Genomic DNA, 19220 nt, shown 5'->3' on the forward strand with positions numbered 1-19220 from the left:
TCTTCGTTAATCCTTTTCCTCATAGTTATATGTCATTTTAAAGCTTAACAAATTGTTCTTCGCACTCGAGTCGCAGATCTGTCTTCTTTTTGGCAGAGAACCTTTACATTCTTTGCGTCCTATGTACATCTTTGCGATCCTTGCGTTGAAATTTTTTATATGTTTTTTCTTTGTTTGTGCGTCTTTCAAAAATTTACTAATAAATACTCGCCGATAATTCCTTTTCCCTCTAAAAATCCTTCTTCATCTGCATATTATAATACAGGAAATAAAAAGTAAAGACCTCTTGACAATCACAAAAAATTATATTATCTTCATAAAGTTGGACACACAATCAGCTGTTTATTACCTAAAACATTAAAAACAGCTAATCGCCCACATAAACACCTATATTTTAAAATCCACTCTAAACCCACTCTAAATCCACTCCATATTCACTCTAAAAAAATTTTAATTAGTCCTTACTCGGTTCTTCCTCCCTCCTTAATCAGGTGCGAATCATCCCTTCTCGTCATTCGGTAATTTTCGAACAATTTTCCCCCCGCATTACTAATTAGATTTTCTGCTATTTTTGTTTTTAGTAAATTATCTCTTTTACTTATTTACTGCAAGAATATACGTTGAATGAGAATTCTCTACGATAATGAAATATTCCTGATTCAAAAATACGGAGGTGTCTCCCGCTATTATTTTGAATTAATAAGAAGGATGCCGGGATTTAATACTCAGGTCCTTCTCAATATGGGAAGGTTTATAAATGAATATGGTCTCGAAAATTATTCCGATAAGTTTTCAGTGTTTTACGGCTCTAAAATAAAGCACATTCCCAAAACTAAACTTCTGTCCATTACTCTGCAGAAACCTCTCTTTGAAAGGTTTGCCGCAAAACAGAATTTTGATATAATGCACCAAACTTACTTCGGTGATATAAACGTAAGTAATGAACATAAACGAATCGTCACCGTCTATGACTTTACTCACGATAAGTTCTCCGAAAACTTCTCGAAACTTGATAGGTCTGCAAAACTTAAGAAAATTGCAATCGATAAAGCTGACGGTGTTATTTGTATCTCTGAATCAACCCGCAAAGACCTTGAAGATATGTATGACCTTAAAAACAAAAAGATTAAAGTTATATATCTCGCAAATTCTCTTAAATATGATATTAACGAGAAGTCAATCATAGATGGCAACTACATTCTCTACGTCGGCGACAGAAGAAGCTACAAGAATTTTTCTGTCATGATAAAACTGTTTGAAGTTAATAAAGCCCTCAATAATAAATATAAACTCATTTGCTGCGGTGGAGGTGCATTCACAAAAGCCGAATCGGAAATGATTTCCAAGGCCGGACTTCAAAACACATTCGTGCAGGTCGGAGCAAATGATAAGAAAATGGCTAACCTCTACAAATATGCAGCCGCATTCGTTTACCCCTCTAAATATGAGGGTTTCGGAATACCCCTGCTTGAAGCCATGTACTATGGCTGTCCTATCGTTGCATCAAACGTTGGTTCTTTACCCGAAATTGGCGGCAATGCAGGTCTGTACTTCAATCCCGATTCTCCCGATGAACTTTCCTCTTGTATTGATACCATTATAAACGATGCAATTATTCGTAACGATTTAATTCAAAAAGGGTACGATAGAGAAAAGCTATTCTCTTGGGATAAATGTGCCGAAGAAACATATAACTTCTACAGGGAGGTTTTATCTTAAATGAACAACTTTAACCCAAAACCAAAAGTTAGCATCATTACAGTTGTTTTTAACAATAAAGAGAACCTCCTCAAAACAATTAATGCTGTCCGTTGTCAGAAGTATGATAATCTCGAATACGTTATTATTGACGGTGCTTCTACCGATGGCACTCTCGATGTTATTAATTCAAACAAAGATGTCATCAGTTATTTAGTAAGCGAAAAAGACAAAGGCATTTATGACGCTATGAATAAAGGACTTAAGGTCTCTACGGGAGATTATGTCTGGTTCATAAACGCTGGCGATATACCCACCGAAGATGATATTCTTAATAAAGTATTCTCTGAATTTACTGACGCCGACTTGTATTACGGCGATACAGAGATGGTTGATGAAACCGGACAAAGCTATGGTAACCGTACCCTGAAGATTCCTCCCAAAGAGCTCAACTGGAAAAAAATGATTGACGGTATGCTTGTGTCTCATCAGTCTATGATTGCAAAGCGAAATCTTTGCGAAGAGTATGATATTAATTATAGGTTTGTCGCCGATATAGACTGGGCAATCAAACTTCTTAAAAAATGCACTAAAGTTGTAAACACAAAACTTACCCTGTCTAAGTTCTTAATCGGCGGCTATTCTCGGCAGTACACAATTAAATCTTTAAAAGAAAGATTCCGTATGCTCTGCACTCATTTCAGTTGCATAAGCGTCATTTTAAATCATGTTAAACTATCTTTAAAATTCACTGTTTATATCATTAAAAGAAGAAAATTATTATAATATGTCAAAACTAAAACTGTATAAGATTAAGTCTGAAATGGCTTTAAGAAAAATTGGCAATAAGTTTGGAGTAGATGTAAAAATGACTGATGAAGAGATTCTTGTTAAGCAGTTACATAATAACAATGTTGACATGATATTCGATATAGGTGCCAATACAGGGCAGTTCGGCGAGCTGATTTATAAACTTGGCTACAAAGGAAAGATGGTTTCTTTTGAACCTCTTAAAAGTGCTTATGAAGCCCTGTCAGCAAACAGTAAATCCTACCCTGACTGGACTCCTGCTGAACGTTGTGCCATAGGTGAAGAAGACGGTGAAATAGAAATGCATATATCCGAAAACTCCATAAGCAGCTCGGCTCTTACTATGCTTGAAGAACATGAGACCGCCGCCCCCAAATCCAAATATGTAGGAACTGAAAAAGCAAATGTATATAAACTTGATTCTGTTTTCGATAAGTATTCTTCAGGATGTAAAAACATTTTAGTCAAAATTGATACACAGGGCTATGAAGATAAAGTTCTGAACGGTGCCGTCAATTCCATGTCCAAAATCAAAGGTTTTTATTTGGAAATGTCTCTTGTAAAACTTTATGATGGACAGGTTCTATTTAAGGAATTGTATGAAAGAATTCTTTCCTGTGGTTTTGAATTATATGGTATCCAGCCGGCTTTCGTCAATAAGAAAACAGGAAGAGTCCTGCAGGTCGATGCCACTTTCTTCAGGTCATAATAAATGAAGCGGATTCACTTTTCGTAAACCCGCTTCATTGAGAACATAACGGATATATATCAGCCATGAAAAACAATCACTAATTGTTTGAAGGAAGCAATATCTCATTTATCGCTTGTACAAAACCCTCTTTAGGCATTGCTCCTGCCGACATCTGCGGCTGCCCATCTTTAGGAATAAACAAAATCGAAGGAATGCTTCTTATTCCAAAAACTGCTGCAAGCTCTTGCTCGACTTCGGTGTCAACCTTGTATATATCTACCTTGCCGTCATATTCTGTCGCAAGCTCTTCCAGCACAGGGGCTACCATCTTGCACGGTCCACACCAGTCTGCATAGAAGTCTATTATTGCGGGCTTGTCACCCTCAAACTTCCAGTCTTTATTCGTTTCGTAATTAAATACTTTTGACTTAAATGTTGCTGCTGTTAAATGTTCCATCTTACCTTTTTTATCCTTTTGATTATTTAAACTTGTTGTGTTTACAGTATTCTTATCTCCGGTTTGTGTGTTTCCTTCCTTAGAGCAGGAGGTAAACATCCCGAATCCTGTAACCAGTAATACTGTCGTTATTATATAATTTACCTTTTTCATTCTTTATTTAGTTTAATATTAGTTGCTATTAGCAAGTTATATATATAAAGACATAAAATCAACAGTAAAAGTTCCGCAAGACAATCCACGATTTCGATACAAAAATCTTATCAGCAATTACTCTATATATTACACCATGTGTTAATAATAAATATTGACTATTAAAGTTATAATGTTATATTTGTTTAAAATTATTTTGATTAATTGTAAATATTTTTGAGATTAGCACTTACATACAACGTTAAAAACGATAACGGCGGAAACATAGAGCAGACAGGCATTTCGGGGAATGCGGCAAAATACATTAACCGTAACCTTGTTGAGAATTATCCCGAACGTCTTGACGATACTTATGCTGAATGGGATTCAATGGAAACTATCGATGCTATTCGCAATGCTTTTGAATCACATGGGCATACTGTTGAACTTGTCGAAGCTAATGAGGATGCTTACAAGAAACTCAGAAACCTTAAGCCTGATTTTGTTTTTAATGTTGCAGAAGGATCTAACGGTGCTTCACGAGAGTCGCAAATACCCGCAATGCTCGAAATGCTCGGCATTAAACATACAGGCAGCGATTCAATCACAATAGGTGTCTGCCACGATAAGTCCCGCTGCAAAGAAATACTTTCTTACTACAACATTCCTAATGCGAAATTCTTCATTACTGATAAAACTATAAAGAATGATTCTGGATTTAAATACCCCAAGTTTGTGAAACCTTTGCATGAAGGCTCCTCAAAAGGTATTTATGACTCATCCCTTGTTAATAGTCTCACCGAATTAAATAGTGAGATTTCAAGAATTAAAGAAAGCTACAATCAACCCGCACTCGTTGAGGATTATATCTCTGGCAAGGAGTTTACCGTTGCAATGCTCGGTAATGGTGATGATGTAAGAGTATTGCCAATTGTGGAAATAAATCTTGATACAGTTCCTGAGGGCTTTAATAAAATATATTCTTACGAAGTAAAATGGTTCTTCGATACTCGCGAAAACCAGCTCGATATTTTTAAATGTCCTGCTGAAATAGATAAAAACATTTATGAGAGTATTGAAAAAGTTTGTAAAGATACATTTAATGTCCTTCGACTTAAAGACTGGGCTCGTATTGATATTCGTCTTGATGAAAACAATGTTCCAAACGTTATTGAGATTAATCCTTTGCCCGGTATTCTTCCTAATCCTCAGGACAATTCCTGTTATCCAAAGTCCGCAAGGCATGCAGGCATGGATTACAATACGATGTTAAACACAGTATTAAATGAAGCAGTTAAAAGATACTCAGTATATTAAATGAAAGTTAGCATATTATATAACGACCCGCTGCAATACACAAAAGACCGCATCTGGGATGACGGTGTTACTGATATAGATAAAGTCGATGAAGCAATAGATATGAGCGAATATGGCGTTCTCGATGAAATGAAATCTGTTCAGCGTGCTCTTAAAACAAGCAACCACGATACAAAAATTGTTCCTGTCGCTCTCGACCCTTACAAACTAATTGATGAGCTTCGCAATAACAGACCCGATATTATTTTCAATCTTTGCGAATCACTCGACGGCGACCCTACTCAGGAAATGACAATAGCCGCGCTGTTTGAAATACTCAAGATTCCTTATACCGGCTCGCGTGCATTAACTCTCGGTCTTGCTTTAAATAAAGCACGTGTAAAAGAGATACTTAATTATTACGATATACCAACAGCATTACATTTTATTTCCACAAGTCCTTCAAAGCTAAACGAAGAAGGTTATTCAAAGCTTAAAGATAAATATCCATTAATAGTAAAACCATCCCGAGAAGATGCAAGCATAGGCATAGAGAATAATTCTATCGTTCACGACGAAACCCAACTAAAAAATAGAATAGAGTTTGTACTCGATAAACATAAGCAGCCCGCATTAGTTGAACAGTTTATAGACGGTCGTGAAATAAACGTTAGCGTTATCGGAAATGTAGTCAAAGATATCAACGACTTGATAGTATTTCCTATCTCGGAAATTGACTTCTCTGCATTGCCTGCAGACCTTCCGAAGATTGTGAGCTACAACAGCAAATGGATGTATAACACTGTTGAGTTTGCAGGTACAAAAGCTGTGTGTCCGGCAAAGAATATGTCTCCCGAACTAGAAGCATTGATTCAAAAGACGGCAAGGACTGTTTATCACCTCGTTGGTGCATCCGATTATGCACGAGTTGATTTCAGGGTTAAAGACGGTGTTCCTTATGTTCTTGAATTAAATCCCAATCCGGATATCTCATCTGACGTAGATGAAGATACAGGTTTTACTCGCAGCGGAAAAGCATACGGCTGGTCTTATGAACAGCTTATTTCAAACGTAATTGATTTTGCCTGGGAAAGATGGCAAAGAATATTTGCAGAAAAGAATTAGTTTAATGATACGCAAATTTATAAATACTGACAGAAACAAAATTGAGAAAATACTCGTAGATACGAATAACTTTAATCCAGATGAGATAAAGATTGCTATGGAACTTGTAGATGTTTACATTAACGACCCCGCTCAAAAGGATTATGAAATATTTGTCGATGAAGCCGAGGACAAAGATATTAATGGCTACGTATGCGTTGGTCCAAGACCTTTAACAGTAGGCACTTACGACCTTTACTGGATTGCGGTTAATCCGAACGTACAATCAAAAGGTGTTGGCAGTAAACTGATAAATTACATAGAAAATTATTTAAAAGAGAAATCGGTAAGATTAATCTTAATAGAAACAAGCGGTAAACCTTCTTATGAGAAAGAAAGAAAGTTTTACCTTAAAAACTTATACAAAGAGTTTGTTGAAATAAAGGATTTTTACAACGTAGGGGATTCTCTGGTTATTTACGGAAAGTATCTCTGAATAAGAGTTTAAATTATTTAAAAACTAATATAAGGAAAACTTTATGGAACTTTGGCAACAAATGATTCGCGACAGTGTTCATTCTGTTGACCAGCTCGTCGAGAAATTTGGGATTAAGCACGAGGTTGCATCTAAGCTTGATAAATTCTTTCAGGCAAGGATTAACCCGTACTACTTATCCCTTATCAGAGAACCAAATGATCCCATCTGGCGTCAGTGTGTTCCTGACGAAGTTGAGCTTGAAGATATCGATGCTCCGGAGGACCCATTGAACGAAGATGATATGAGTCCTGTTCCGAACATTACTCATAGATATCCTGATAGAGCTCTCTTTCTCGTGACTTCGCAATGCGGACTCTACTGCAGGTTCTGCACCCGTAAGCGTAAAGTCGGCGACTCGCATAAAATATCTATGAGAACTTTTGAATCTGCTTTCAACTACCTCGAACAGCATACAGAAATCAGCGATGTTATTCTTTCCGGCGGTGACCCGTTAATGCTGACTGATGCTATGCTTGAAAAAATCCTTGTGCGTCTTCGTGAAATAAAGCATATACAAATTATTCGGCTTGGTACAAAAATGCCATGCGTCCTTCCGCAAAGAATAACACCTAAACTCGTGAATATGCTGAAGAAGTATCATCCTATTTATATTAATACTCACTTCAATCATCCTTGGGAAATTACAGAAGAGAGTAAAAAAGCATGTGCAATGTTGGTTGATGCCGGATGCCCGGTTGGTAATCAGTCTGTATTAATGAAAGGGGTTAATGACAATGCTGATACTATGAGAGAACTGATGAAAGGACTTCTTTCCATAAGAGTACGACCATATTATATATATCAAGCCGACCTTACTAAAGGCGCTAACCATTTCAGAACGCCGTTAAGCGTTGGACTCGATATTATGGATAAACTCCGCGGACACATATCGGGACTTGCTGTTCCTCAGTTTGTAATCGATGCGCCCGGTGGAGGTGGTAAGATACCAATGCTTCCGAATTATGTAATATCAAAAGATGAAAACAAAATTATACTTCGCAACTTCAAGTATAATATATATGAATATCCTGAAGCTAAAGATGAATCACATATAACAGATAAAACAGTTTATCTTAGAAAGAATAAAAGAAAGAAGCAGCAGGTCATTACCGATACTGAACTTGTTAAGAATCTGAAACAACCTGTAATGAGTACAGAAAACTGATACTATTAATTATATAGCTTATACCAAAGGTCATCATTCGATGACCTTTTCCATTATTACTTGATTTTACAAGACATTAACTTTAAATTTGAATGAGGTCTATCCAATCAAAAACTAAAATAATATATTATGAAAAAGATTATTATTTTTACTCTACTTTTATTCCTTTTTGCCGGATGCAATAAAATCAAATCATTGCTTCAGGACGATAAGAAAACGGATTCAGACAAAAAGGAACAGGTTACTACAGAAAACCAGGAGCTGCCTCCCGACAAATCAAACTCGGATAATGAGCTCAGAAAGAAAGAACTTGAACTGAAGGAAAAGGAACTTGAGTTGAAAGAAAAAGAGCTTGATATAGAAAAGAACAAAAACGAATCACGAGAAGATACCCGCAGAAACACTTCTTCAAACCAGAACACAAGAGTTGAAAGAAATAATTACGGTACCCCGGGAAGTTATCCTGAAGGTTCTCTTAGATATTTGAATTATAATGATATTTCTGGCCGCTCAAAATGGGAACTTAGTGTTATGCGGAATGAAATTTATGCCAGACATGGTTATATTTTCACTTCAAACATGAGTATTAAGAATCATTTTGAAAGCAAATCCTGGTATGACCCGAGATATTATAACGTAGATAAAAGGCTCTCAAAAGTTGAGAAGTGGAATATTAACTACATAAAATCCTTTGAGTGATATGAAACCTTTTGGTGCCGTAACACGTCTCAAACAGAAAACATGAAAGGAGTTTTAAAATGACAGGACATGATCTTTCGGAAATTTTAGTTCCCATATTCGGGATACTATTTACAATCGGATTACCTTTGCTTCTTGTTTTCTGGATTATTTACACAAAACACAGGGAAAAAATGAGGCTAATTGAAAAGGGCTTTACTCCCGAAGAAGCAAGAAAATTCTTCTCCGAATCAGAAAAGAGACCCAGAAATCCATACGGAGCATTAAAATGGGGTATTCTCTTCCTATTTCTCGGAGCTGGTATTTTTACCGCAAACGTACTTCAGGAATTATACGACTTTAATGACGGCGTTACATTCGGACTTATAATGCTTTCAATAGGTCTTGGATTCGTTGTCTATTATTTATTGGTTCGCGGAAAGCTCAGCGATGATGCATCGAAGAAACAAAATATTACTAACAATTAATGCAGACTGACATGAAGAACAATAATAAATACTTCGTCTGGATTGCCTTAATTGTGATCATTACAGTAATGCTTATTGTATTTCAGGGATGCAATCTAATGAAAAAAAGGTATCCAAAGACCATAACGAAAGAACTTGTTTTTAATTCTGCTGATTACCAAAAACTTATTGTTGATAATCCGAATGGAACTGTCAATGTTAGAAAAAACGAGAATGACAGTTTGATTATAATTAAAGCAGAAGTAACAAAAAATTTAACGAAGAAAGAACTTGATAAACCAGTTGAAGATGTAATGTTAAATATTGATACAACCGGTAGAACCATATTTCTTTCAGCAACCAATGTAAGAGAAAAATCCGGTTTTCGAATTCAGTGGGATTTTAACTCAGGAGAGACAATCTATACTATCTATGTTCCTGCTGGAATTGAAATAGAAGTTGAATGCACAAACGGCAAGGTTGACCTCAGGGATTTCAACAACAATGTTTCTGCCGACCTTACAAACGGAAGTATTAAGGTTAAAAATGTTTACGGCAATATAAAAATTGAATTAACAAACGGAAATATTAGCGCAGAACTTGATTCTACAAAAAGCATTGATTTCAGAACAACAAACGGAAGTATCAAACTTGCAGTAGGGGATAAATTCTCAGGATTATTTGATGTTCAGACGAAAAACGGAAAAATAAACCATAACGATATCGAGTTTACCAATACCACTGAAAGAAAGAATGAGTTTAAAGGTTCGCTTGGTAATGGTGATGAAAGAGTTAAATTAGAAACAACTAACGGCAGAATTACGATTGATAAAAAGTAACTGATTGAAGTGGAAGTCAACCTCGATATAGTAAAACGAATACAAAATGGAGAATCACAACTTTTTGCAGAGATTGCTAATGCTTACAAGGATAAGGCTTTTTCCCTGACTATGAAGATACTTAAAAACAGGGAAGAAGCCGAAGATTCACTTCAGGATGCTTTTATGAAATTGTACAAAGCGATTATTAACGGAAACTACGAGGCGAAATCAAAATTCTCTACATACTTTTATTCAATTGTTTACAACTCGGCTATTGACCTTTACAGAAAGTACAACGTAAGAAGTTTCAACATAACATCAATCGAAATAAACGATTCAAACTACAACGAAGGTGATGAACTCAGTTTTAATTTTGAGACAAAGATTGACAAGAATCAGGTTAACACGGCAGAATATTCAACAGATAAGAGAGTTACAGAATCAGAAATTAAAAATATTATAAATCAGTATATAAATGCCATACCGGAGCAGTACTCGGTAATACTTAACATGTTCTTTCTTAACGACCTCTCGCACGAGGAAATATCGGTTATTCTAAAGATACCCGTTGGTACCGTAAAGAACAGAATATTCAGGGCAAAAGAGAAAATGAAAGAGCTGCTGTTCAGGCATTTTAATAAAGAAGAATTGTTAGAATATATTAAGGTTTGATTATGGAAAACAATAATAATATAAACAGGTTTATTGATAAAAGCTTTGAAGGGGCGCTGCTTGAAAAAACAGGCACCAACTTTACGGAGAACCTGATGAAAGAAATAGAACTCACTAAAGTATTCAAGAAAGAAGATAAAAGAACATTCGGTTATCTTAATATTTTAATTATTTCTATCGCGGGTGCAGTTATAACTTCAGGAATAGCCCTGCTGGTTTTACTCGGTTCGGGTGCAAGTGAAAACGGTGAAAGAGAAGGGGTGTTTTCTGTATTAACAAGTATGTTTGATAACATAAATCAACGGCTCTATTCGCTCATAGGAATTTCATTCACGGAAAACATACTCCTTTATTTTGGCGGTATAGTTGCTGCGATAATCCTGTTTACTTTTCTTGAAAAGGCAGTACTTAAGCGAGGTTACAACTAACTGAAGTGTGTTAGAAAGAATTTAAACGCACCTTCTATCAGTATAAATGTAGCCAGTACTCCTCCAAACGCTCCGCCTAAATGTGCCTCATGTCCTATGTTACCAAACTTATTTTTAACTCCGTAAATTGATACCCCTACGTACACGAATGCAAAAAGAAAAGCCGGCATAGGTATGAAAAATACAAGCAATTTGCTGAACGGAAAAAAGAGCACATAGGAAAATATAATTCCCGAGATTGCCCCCGAAGCGCCAACTGCAACGTAATTCGGATTCTTATAATTAAAAACCAGTGTTAACAGTGAGCCTGACAGTAAACTTATAAAGTAAATTAAAAAGAAGTAAAGACTCCCTAAAACCTGCCCGAAGTTCATAACAAACATTCCTTCCAGTACGGTTCCGAACGAAAAGAGAGTAAACATGTTAAAGGCAATGTGCATAAGGTCTGCATGCAGGAATGCAGACGTCACTACTTGATAGTATTTATGATGATTGACTATCTCATACGGCCACTCTGCAAACTTTTCAAAGAATTCGGGCCTCATGTATTTTATCCATACATAAATAGCAATGTTAGCGAATAGTAATGTATAAGTTACGGGTGCGTCCATTCTTATTTTAATATTTTATTTGTGATGCCGAATCCTTCATAAATTAATCCGGTATAAATTTGTACTATCTCAGCGCCAAGTATCATCTTATCTTTGTAATCAGATTTATTAAAAACTCCACCGACACCTATTAAAACAAAATCCTTTTTTCCTTCATTAAGTTCATTAAGTTTCTTTAAAACGATATCCGAAATTGCCTTTACAGGTTTGCCGCTCAGTCCGCCATCTTCTACAATTTGTGTTAATAGATTTTCTCTTGAAAGAGTTGTGTTTGTTGCTATGATACCGTCAAGTCCGTAATACGTTGCGGCATTATATATTGTTTCTATCTCATCATCATTCAAATCGGGTGCAATCTTTAGAAATATGCATTTCTCGGGAAGTTTTTTTGATTTTACAATCTCATTTCGCTTCATTATAATTTCAAACAGCAGGTTGTTTAAATGCTTATCACTCTGCAGTGTACGCAGACCTTCCGTGTTTGGGGAGGATATATTAATTGTGAAGTAATCGCCCGCCTCATAAAGTACATCAAGGCATTTTATGTAATCTTCCGCTGCCTTTTCAATAGGTGTATCTTTGTTCTTTCCAATGTTGACACCAACAATAAAATCCTTTCTCGTATTCTTCTTTGCTTTAAAAATTTTCTCTTTTAATTTCTCCGCACCTTCATTATTAAACCCCATTCGGTTTATTATTCCCTCATCCTTAATAAGCCTGAAAAGACGCGGCTTTGGATTTCCCGGCTGAGGAAGGGGAGTTACTGTCCCAACCTCAACGTGTGAAAAACCTACCACATCCCAGAACTCAATCAGGTCACCGTTTTTATCAAGTCCTGCAGCAACGCCGAGCCTGTTCCTGAATCTTAAATCTCTAATCGTAAATTTGTTCGAAACATCCTCGAATGAATAGAAAGGTCTCAACATAGGGAATGACCATCTGAAAAGAGGTAAAGTCCCGAAAATCAGGTTATGAACTGTTTCGGGATTAAACCTGAAAAGCAATGACCTTATTATTTTATATATCAAATGAAATAATATTTACTTTATCATCGGAATTCTGATACCGAACTTCCTCATTTCATCTTTTGCCTGCTCGTATCCTGCATCTGCATGTCTTACTATACCCATTGCAGGATCATAAGTCAGGCATCTTTCAAGCCGTGTCTTTGCATTTTCCGTTCCGTCTGCAACAATCACCATTCCCGAATGTATTGAATTTCCGATTCCCACACCGCCTCCGTGATGAAGCGAAACCCAGCTTGCACCGCCTATGTTGTGAAGCGCAAAGTTCAGCACAGGCCAGTCTGCAATGGCATCCGAACCGTCCATCATCTTTTCTGTTTCGCGGTTTGGCGACGCCACGCTTCCGCAGTCAAGATGGTCGCGACCTATTACTATTGGTGCTTTTACTTTTCCTGTTCTTACAAGTTCATTGAAAATAAGTCCAGCCTTTGCTCTGTCGCCGTAGCCCAACCAGCATATCCTTGAAGGCAGCCCCTGAAAGTGCACCTTTTCTTTTGCGGCTTTCAGCCATTTGTGAAGAAGTTTGTTATCAGGAAATGCTTCCATGATTGCATCATCCGTTGTAAAGATATCGTTCGGGTCGCCAGAAAGCGCAACCCATCTGAAAGGACCCTTACCCTCGCAGAAAAGCGGACGAATGTACTCGGGTACAAATCCCGGAATTTCAAACGCCTGTGCAAATCCGTTAGCTTCTGCTTCTCCACGCAGGTTGTTTCCGTAATCAAAAGTTATTGCACCCTTCTTCATAAACTCCCACATAGTCTTGCAATGAACAACAGCAGTCTTGCGGGCAAGCTCCTGATACTTCTTCGGGTCTGATTTTCTAAGTGCCAATGCTTCTTCAAAAGACATTCCCATAGGCACGTATCCGTTTAACATATCATGAGCAGAGGTCTGGTCAGTAAGAACATCGGGAATAATATTTCTTTTTAAAATTTCCGGAAGAACTTCTCCTGCATTGCCTTCAAGCCCAACCGAGAGTGCTTTCCCGTTTTTCTTAGCTTCCATAATAAGTTTCAACGCTTCATCAAGGTCTTTGGCAAGAACGTCAGTGTAACCCGTATCAATTCTTTTCTGAATTCGTGATTTATCAACGTCAATGCCAAGTATCGCACCGCCGTTTAGCGTTGCTGCAAGCGGCTGTGCACCACCCATTCCGCCGAGTCCGCATGTAAGCACGAATTTACCTTTCAGGTCGCTATTGAAATGCTTTCTTGCGCATTCGGCAAATGTCTCGTAAGTACCCTGAAGTATCCCCTGCGTGCCAATGTAAATCCAAGAACCCGCTGTCATCTGACCGTACATTGTAAGCCCGAGCCCTTCGAGTCGTCTGAACTCGTCCCAGGTCGCCCACTTCGGAACAATTTGCGAATTCGAAATAATAACTCTCGGTGCGTTTGTGTGTGTTTTGAAAACGGCAACTGGCTTTCCCGATTGCACGAGCATCGTTTCATCATTCTCAAGGGTCTTCAGTGTCGCAACGATTGCCTCATAGCATTCCCAGTTCCGAGCTGCCTTGCCGCTTCCTCCGTAAACAATCAGGTCATCGGGTCTTTCCGCTACCTCCGCATCAAGGTTGTTCATCAGCATCCTCATAGCAGCTTCTGCCTGCCAGTTTTTGCACGACATTTTATTTCCTGTTGGTGCCTTTATATTTTTTGCCATAGTATATTATAAGAAAAAGTTAAGTTCAGAAATTGTATACAAAAATAACAGTTATATACCTCAAAATATATTTATAAATTGGGTACACAAGGATCGAATATAAGACCGTAATACAAAGACCTAAAATGTTTCCTTTTGTCTTCTAGTTCGATTACCCAGCTTCATGAAACGAAAAGTTATTATGCTTTAAACTCTCAGAGTAGGTTAAATGTGATTAACTAAAGGTGAAGCCGTGGTACAAACACAAAGGCAAACTGCATCTGCCTTTGTGTTAATGAACATTTGTTATTTATATCTACTTTAATAAAATCATTCGTTTTGTTTCCGAAAATTCTTCTGCGGAAAGTTTATAGAAATAAATGCCGCTGGAATATGCCGATGCATTCCAATCCGCCTGGTAGGTGCCAGGCTGAAGCCTTTTGTTAACGAGCGTTTCGACTTCGCGTCCCATTACATCATAAACTTTAAGCGACACATTGCTGGCAGCGGGCAAAGAAAAACGGACAATTGTTCTTGAATTAAACGGATTCGGGTAATTCTGCTCCAATGAGTAAGACGCAGGTGTTTCTGTTGAAACGCTCTCAACTCCGGTCAGCAGGGTGTCTCCGTATGTAAAGCCGTTTATTCTGCAGCCGACAAGGTAAGTAGTAAAGCCGGATATTTCCCAAGTATAAACGCTTGTTATGCCGAAGTATTTTGATAAGGTCCTTTCAATCAAAATAAGGCCGTCTTCGGAAAACGTTTTCTGTTTTGAGGAGTATCCGAATACGGATAAATTTGCAGTGTCTTTACAAATTGAACGAAATGGACCGTCGCATTTCCATAGTGTATCACCTTTTCTTGAAAAAAGTGAATCAGTCCTTCTTTCGTTTGACAGATTATTGCAGGTGTATCCCGCGGCATATCCTGTTAACAGCCCCGTCTGAGTGTCCACTCTGTACCAGTTTCCGTAGTTCCACATACCCGGCAAAGGATTTGAAAAATAATAAAATCTCTTACCGTTCATTACGCTGTCTTTTACAATTGTAAACTTCTGTCTATCATAATATGGAGGGTACATAGAAGGTGTATGATAGACATACATATTGCCCACACTCATCGGGAAATAATCCAGTGCCTCGTTTTCTTCACCGCCAGTAACTGTTTTATAAACTCTTCCTATTTGACCCGAAAACCATGCCGTACCGACAGCCCAGCCTGTATGATTGTTCACAAAATATAAAGAGTATAAATTTGCGTTTCCTTTTTTCTGAATTTGCCAGTTTGCTCCGCCGTTCGTGGTTTTTAAAATCATAACGGAATCGGGATAGTAATTCCCTGAAACCCACCCTGTATTAGCGTCTGCAAAGTATAAAGACAAATATTTATTATAAGGCATTGCAGATGTATCCCATGAAACACCGCCGTTCGTAGTGCGAGCAAACTTAGTGTACAAGCCCCTATTGTAAAGAGCAAAACCTGTGTTAGCGTCTTTAAACATCATGTTATGGTTTCCTTGAGCAAAGACGGTCAGGATTGAGGAATCCCTGAATGCCATGCTCCAGTTAGCACCGCCGTCTGTTGTTTTGAATATATGCCTTTTCATATAAGGAACATCAGTGCCGTAAGTTGTGCTTACATATCCCGTCATCTCATTAATAAAACTCAGTTTATCATGTCTTGTATCACTCAAAAATGTTGTTGAATAAAAATTTGCCCCTGCATTTGATGAAACAAACATCCAGCCCGCCGAGCTCATCGATCCGCTTCCGCCTGCTGCCAGATATATTCTGTTTCCGACCGGGAATACATCTGTAAAAGAAACATCACACATTAATCCCGATGATTCGTATAACCGTGACCAGCTCTCACCGCCGTCTGTTGTCCTGAACAGATACTGCCTCGATACATAAGGGTTAATATATCTTCCTCCGCATGCATATCCTGTCGCCGCATTTAAAAATCTTATTGCAAGAATGCTTGATGTATCCGGCAAAACCTTTTGCTGCCATGAGTTTCCGCCGTTAGTGGTTTTAAGAATTGACATACCTCCATCAGCAAATCCTGTATTCTCATTAATAAAATATACAACATTAAAAGAGTTTGCTGTACCCGGGTTTTGCTGAAACCATCCGGATTGTGATATTGCAGCCGTGTTGAGTGTTAAAAATAATGAAACAATCGTAAGAAAAATTTTCATAACTTTAAGAAAATATATTTTTGTTTCCGGTAAAAATTTCAATGCCAGATATCTTCACCGTTTCTGTGGTAAGCAATTTTAAGATTATATATAAACAGGTACTTTATAATATTCAAAAATATTTCATAAAATAAAACACCTATTTCTGTCTCTTTTTTATTTATGAATTTATAAACGCTTATTTTTTAAAAAACGATTTCTAATTAAACACCAATTCAAGACCAATCTTAGAACAGTAAATAGTAATCTGTGATCAGTAATCAGAGGGAATTATAAGAGACCAATTTAAGACCAATCTGAGTACAAGGAGAGCGCAAGATTAAGAAAAAATGAAAGTGCGATTTTTGAGCATTTTCGGGGTTTTAAAATTAAAAAAATAACAGAGAAATTTTATGCTTGTATTACAGACCCCCCTCATTATATATAACAACAGAAATGAAAACGGGGTCACTCCTGAAATTTTTGAAAATTTTTTGAAGAGTTATAAGTGTATGGAAAACAAGGGTTTAGGTCAGAGCATAAAAAATAACGGCTTAAAAATAAAGTTGTATTTAATCTTTGCATGACCCCATTTTTAAAATAATTGTTATATACCTCAAAATATATTTATAAATTAGGGTACACAAAGATTGAATATAAAACCGTAATACAAAGACCTAAAATGTTTCCTTTTATTATCTAGTCCGAATTCCCAGCTTCATGAAACGAAAAGTTATTATGCTTTAAACTCTCAGAGTGAGTTAAATGTGATTAACTAAAGTCGAAAAAATTGTACAAGTAAAAAGGCAGGTTGCAAACCTGCCTTTTTGTCAATAAGCATTTGTTATGTATATCTACTTTAATAAAATCATTCGCTTTGTTTCTAGAAAATCTCCTGCGGAAAGTTTATAGAAATATACCCCGCTGGAATATGCTGATGCATTCCAGTCTGCCTGGTATGTGCCGGGCTGAAGCTGTTCATTCACGAGCACTTTCACTTCGCGACCCGTGGCATCGAATACTGATATTTTTACTGATGATGCACGAGGTATTGCGAACTTTATGTTGGTTGTTGGATTAAACGGATTCGGGTAGTTCTGTTCGAGTGAAAACTCCGAAGAAACTTCTGTCGAAATATTTTTTATGCCGACATTTCCAGTCGGGTTGCGTTTGTAGTAGATTTCATGGTTGCCGTCGCGTAAGTCAATCCATACTACATGCACGAGCAAACCTGAGACAGCGATAGAGGGCAAACTGGAATAATCATTGTTATTTGTCAGACGCGTATCTGCTTCCCATGATGCTCCGCCGTCTGCGGAGCGTTTGTAGTAGATCTCAGATTTGCCGTCGCGCCAGTCTTCCCAAATTACATGCACAAGTAAACCTGAAACTGCGATGGAGGGATACCTAGACCATTCAGTGTTATTCGTAAGGCGTATATCTGCTTCCCAGGTTGTTCCGCCGTCTGCGGAGCGTTTGTAGTATATTTCGGCATTTCCGTCTCGCCAGTCACACCATACTACATTGATGGGTGTATCCGAGACTGCGATGGAGGGTGAATGGGAATCATCTGTATTATTCGTCAGACGAGTATCTGCACCCCAGTTTGTTCCGCCGTCTGTTGAGCGTTTGTAGTAGATTTCATTGTTGTCGTCCCGCCAATCATACCATACTACATTTATGAGTTTACCAGAAACTGTAATAGAGGGTATGTAGGAACCTGCATTGTTGTTTGTCAGGCGAGTATCTGCTCCCCAGTTAATACCGCCGTCTGTTGATCGTTTATAGTATATTTCCCAGTTGCCATCGCAAATGTCTTCCCATACTACATGCACGAGTGAACCGGAGACTGCGATGGAGGGAAAATCGGACCAAGCATTGTTATTCGTCAAGCGAGTATCAGGTCCCCAAGTTGTTCCTCCGTCTGTGGAGCGTTTATAATAGATTTCAAAGAAGTTGTCGTTGCGACTATCCTTCCATACTACATGGATGTTTAAACCAGAAACTGCAACGGAGGGAGACTCAGAATAAGCCGTGTTATACGTCAGACGAGTATCTGCTTGCCAGATTGTTCCGCCGTCTGTTGAGCGCTTGTAGTATATTTCCCAGTTCCCTTCGCGATTGTCATACCATACTGTATGCACGACATTTCCGTTTGTAGCAATACACTTTGTATTATTCAAAGAGGTATAAGAACTTCCGGAGGCATTCGTCAGCCTCACATCCGGCTGCCACTGTGCATTTGCCAAACCTGCAAATGTTAAAAACATTAACACGTAAATTAACTTCTTCATATCCGATTTATTTTATAAAACCTTTCATTTCAATCCTCACAAAGTTTGAGTTGAGTAAGGAGAATAAAAAATATTATCGAAAATCATTTGTTAAAATAAACTAATTAAAATAACAGTTATATACCTCAAAATATATTTATAAATTAGGGTACTCAAAAGAATCTTTTTCCTTAATGATATTTTTTGAAAGAAATTTGATTTTTTCGATGTGCGACAACATTTTTGCAAGTTATTTTTTATATTTTAACCCGAGAAAATTCAACACCAATTTAAGACCAATCAGAGTACAAGGAGAGTGCAAGATTAAGAAAAAATTAAAGTGCGATTTCGGAGCATTTTCAGGGTTTTAAAACTTAAAAAATAACAGAGAAATTTTATGCCTGCGTTACAGACCCACCTCATTATATATAACTACTGTAATCAAAAAAGGGTCACGGCTGAAATTTGTGAAAATTTTTTGAAAAATTTTAAGTGGCTGTAAGACAAGGGTTTAGGTCAAAACATAAAAAA

General features: G+C 37.4%; 18 protein-coding genes. 12 read left to right on the plus strand and 6 right to left on the minus strand.

Features of this window, described 5'->3' with window-relative positions; genetic code table 11:
• Positions 1-624 precede the first annotated feature (624 nt).
• Genes WC644_06820 through WC644_06830 form a run of 3 tightly spaced genes read left to right on the plus strand, consistent with a single transcriptional unit; the run spans position 625 to position 3217 of the window.
• Positions 625-1719, plus strand: a complete 1095-nt coding sequence (locus WC644_06820; protein MFA5011652.1) for a glycosyltransferase family 1 protein — start codon at positions 625-627, stop codon at positions 1717-1719.
• Entirely contained in the window at positions 1720-2484 is a 765-nt protein-coding gene (locus WC644_06825) for a glycosyltransferase family 2 protein (protein ID MFA5011653.1), read from the plus strand.
• 1 nt (position 2485) lies between these two features.
• Entirely contained in the window at positions 2486-3217 is a 732-nt protein-coding gene (locus WC644_06830) for an FkbM family methyltransferase (GenBank protein MFA5011654.1), read from the plus strand.
• A gap of 79 nt (positions 3218-3296) precedes the next feature.
• Here the strand turns inward: WC644_06830 and trxA are convergent, their stop codons facing one another.
• Complete coding sequence (gene trxA, locus WC644_06835; GenBank protein ID MFA5011655.1) at positions 3297-3809, minus strand: thioredoxin; 513 nt, start codon at positions 3807-3809, stop codon at positions 3297-3299.
• A 216-nt stretch (positions 3810-4025) separates the two neighbouring features.
• Here trxA and WC644_06840 point away from each other — a divergent pair, with 216 nt between their 5' ends.
• From WC644_06840 to WC644_06880, 9 genes are all read left to right on the plus strand, one after another.
• Positions 4026-5105 (plus strand): ATP-grasp domain-containing protein, encoded by a 1080-nt coding sequence (locus tag WC644_06840; GenBank protein ID MFA5011656.1) that lies wholly within the window; start codon positions 4026-4028, stop codon positions 5103-5105.
• Positions 5106-6209, plus strand: coding sequence for an ATP-grasp domain-containing protein (locus tag WC644_06845; protein ID MFA5011657.1), 1104 nt, complete (start codon positions 5106-5108; stop codon positions 6207-6209).
• A 4-nt stretch (positions 6210-6213) separates the two neighbouring features.
• The gene (locus WC644_06850; GenBank protein ID MFA5011658.1) at positions 6214-6684 is read left to right on the plus strand and encodes a GNAT family N-acetyltransferase; all 471 of its coding nucleotides are present in this window, start codon (positions 6214-6216) and stop codon (positions 6682-6684) included.
• Positions 6685-6727: 43 nt separating this feature from the next.
• The gene (locus WC644_06855) at positions 6728-7891 is read left to right on the plus strand and encodes a KamA family radical SAM protein (GenBank protein MFA5011659.1); all 1164 of its coding nucleotides are present in this window, start codon (positions 6728-6730) and stop codon (positions 7889-7891) included.
• A 129-nt stretch (positions 7892-8020) separates the two neighbouring features.
• The gene (locus tag WC644_06860; GenBank protein ID MFA5011660.1) at positions 8021-8590 is read left to right on the plus strand and encodes a YARHG domain-containing protein; all 570 of its coding nucleotides are present in this window, start codon (positions 8021-8023) and stop codon (positions 8588-8590) included.
• Between the two features lie 59 nt (positions 8591-8649).
• Entirely contained in the window at positions 8650-9057 is a 408-nt protein-coding gene (locus WC644_06865) for a DUF6249 domain-containing protein (GenBank protein MFA5011661.1), read from the plus strand.
• A gap of 11 nt (positions 9058-9068) precedes the next feature.
• Positions 9069-9875 carry a DUF4097 family beta strand repeat-containing protein gene (locus WC644_06870; protein MFA5011662.1) on the plus strand — a complete coding sequence of 269 codons (807 nt, stop codon included), beginning with the start codon at positions 9069-9071 and terminating at the stop codon, positions 9873-9875.
• A 9-nt stretch (positions 9876-9884) separates the two neighbouring features.
• The gene (locus WC644_06875; GenBank protein MFA5011663.1) at positions 9885-10529 is read left to right on the plus strand and encodes a sigma-70 family RNA polymerase sigma factor; all 645 of its coding nucleotides are present in this window, start codon (positions 9885-9887) and stop codon (positions 10527-10529) included.
• A gap of 2 nt (positions 10530-10531) precedes the next feature.
• Positions 10532-10957, plus strand: a complete 426-nt coding sequence (locus WC644_06880; protein MFA5011664.1) for a hypothetical protein — start codon at positions 10532-10534, stop codon at positions 10955-10957.
• Here the strand turns inward: WC644_06880 and WC644_06885 are convergent.
• The 5 genes from WC644_06885 to WC644_06905 all read right to left on the minus strand — a co-directional run bounded on the left by WC644_06885 (position 10954) and on the right by WC644_06905 (position 18710).
• Positions 10954-11568 (minus strand): rhomboid family intramembrane serine protease, encoded by a 615-nt coding sequence (locus WC644_06885; GenBank protein MFA5011665.1) that lies wholly within the window; start codon positions 11566-11568, stop codon positions 10954-10956. The two genes, WC644_06880 and WC644_06885, sit on opposite strands and share 4 nt — an antisense overlap.
• A 2-nt stretch (positions 11569-11570) precedes the next feature.
• Positions 11571-12596, minus strand: coding sequence for a quinone-dependent dihydroorotate dehydrogenase (locus tag WC644_06890; protein ID MFA5011666.1), 1026 nt, complete (start codon positions 12594-12596; stop codon positions 11571-11573).
• Between the two features lie 12 nt (positions 12597-12608).
• Positions 12609-14258, minus strand: coding sequence for a urocanate hydratase (gene hutU, locus WC644_06895; protein MFA5011667.1), 1650 nt, complete (start codon positions 14256-14258; stop codon positions 12609-12611).
• 295 nt (positions 14259-14553) lie between these two features.
• Entirely contained in the window at positions 14554-16437 is a 1884-nt protein-coding gene (locus tag WC644_06900; protein ID MFA5011668.1) for a T9SS type A sorting domain-containing protein, read from the minus strand.
• An 833-nt stretch (positions 16438-17270) separates the two neighbouring features.
• On the minus strand, positions 17271-18710 hold the full coding sequence (locus tag WC644_06905; protein ID MFA5011669.1) for an exo-alpha-sialidase: 1440 nt from the start codon (positions 18708-18710) through the stop codon (positions 17271-17273).
• Between the last annotated feature and the right edge of the window lie 510 nt (positions 18711-19220).

Source organism: Ignavibacteria bacterium, assembly GCA_041649015.1.
GTDB lineage: Bacteria > Bacteroidota > Ignavibacteria > Tepidaquicellales > Tepidaquicellaceae > CAIKZJ01.

Coding starts and splice junctions, on each gene's coding strand:
- WC644_06820 (MFA5011652.1), top strand. CDS start 625: ATGAGAATTCTCTACGATAATGAAATATTCCTGATTCAAAAATACGGA.
- WC644_06825 (MFA5011653.1), top strand. CDS start 1,720: ATGAACAACTTTAACCCAAAACCAAAAGTTAGCATCATTACAGTTGTT.
- WC644_06830 (MFA5011654.1), top strand. CDS start 2,486: ATGTCAAAACTAAAACTGTATAAGATTAAGTCTGAAATGGCTTTAAGA.
- trxA (MFA5011655.1), bottom strand. CDS start 3,809: ATGAAAAAGGTAAATTATATAATAACGACAGTATTACTGGTTACAGGA.
- WC644_06845 (MFA5011657.1), top strand. CDS start 5,106: ATGAAAGTTAGCATATTATATAACGACCCGCTGCAATACACAAAAGAC.
- WC644_06850 (MFA5011658.1), top strand. CDS start 6,214: ATGATACGCAAATTTATAAATACTGACAGAAACAAAATTGAGAAAATA.
- WC644_06855 (MFA5011659.1), top strand. CDS start 6,728: ATGGAACTTTGGCAACAAATGATTCGCGACAGTGTTCATTCTGTTGAC.
- WC644_06860 (MFA5011660.1), top strand. CDS start 8,021: ATGAAAAAGATTATTATTTTTACTCTACTTTTATTCCTTTTTGCCGGA.
- WC644_06865 (MFA5011661.1), top strand. CDS start 8,650: ATGACAGGACATGATCTTTCGGAAATTTTAGTTCCCATATTCGGGATA.
- WC644_06870 (MFA5011662.1), top strand. CDS start 9,069: ATGAAGAACAATAATAAATACTTCGTCTGGATTGCCTTAATTGTGATC.
- WC644_06880 (MFA5011664.1), top strand. CDS start 10,532: ATGGAAAACAATAATAATATAAACAGGTTTATTGATAAAAGCTTTGAA.
- WC644_06885 (MFA5011665.1), bottom strand. CDS start 11,568: ATGGACGCACCCGTAACTTATACATTACTATTCGCTAACATTGCTATT.
- hutU (MFA5011667.1), bottom strand. CDS start 14,258: ATGGCAAAAAATATAAAGGCACCAACAGGAAATAAAATGTCGTGCAAA.
- WC644_06900 (MFA5011668.1), bottom strand. CDS start 16,437: ATGAAAATTTTTCTTACGATTGTTTCATTATTTTTAACACTCAACACG.
- WC644_06905 (MFA5011669.1), bottom strand. CDS start 18,710: ATGAAGAAGTTAATTTACGTGTTAATGTTTTTAACATTTGCAGGTTTG.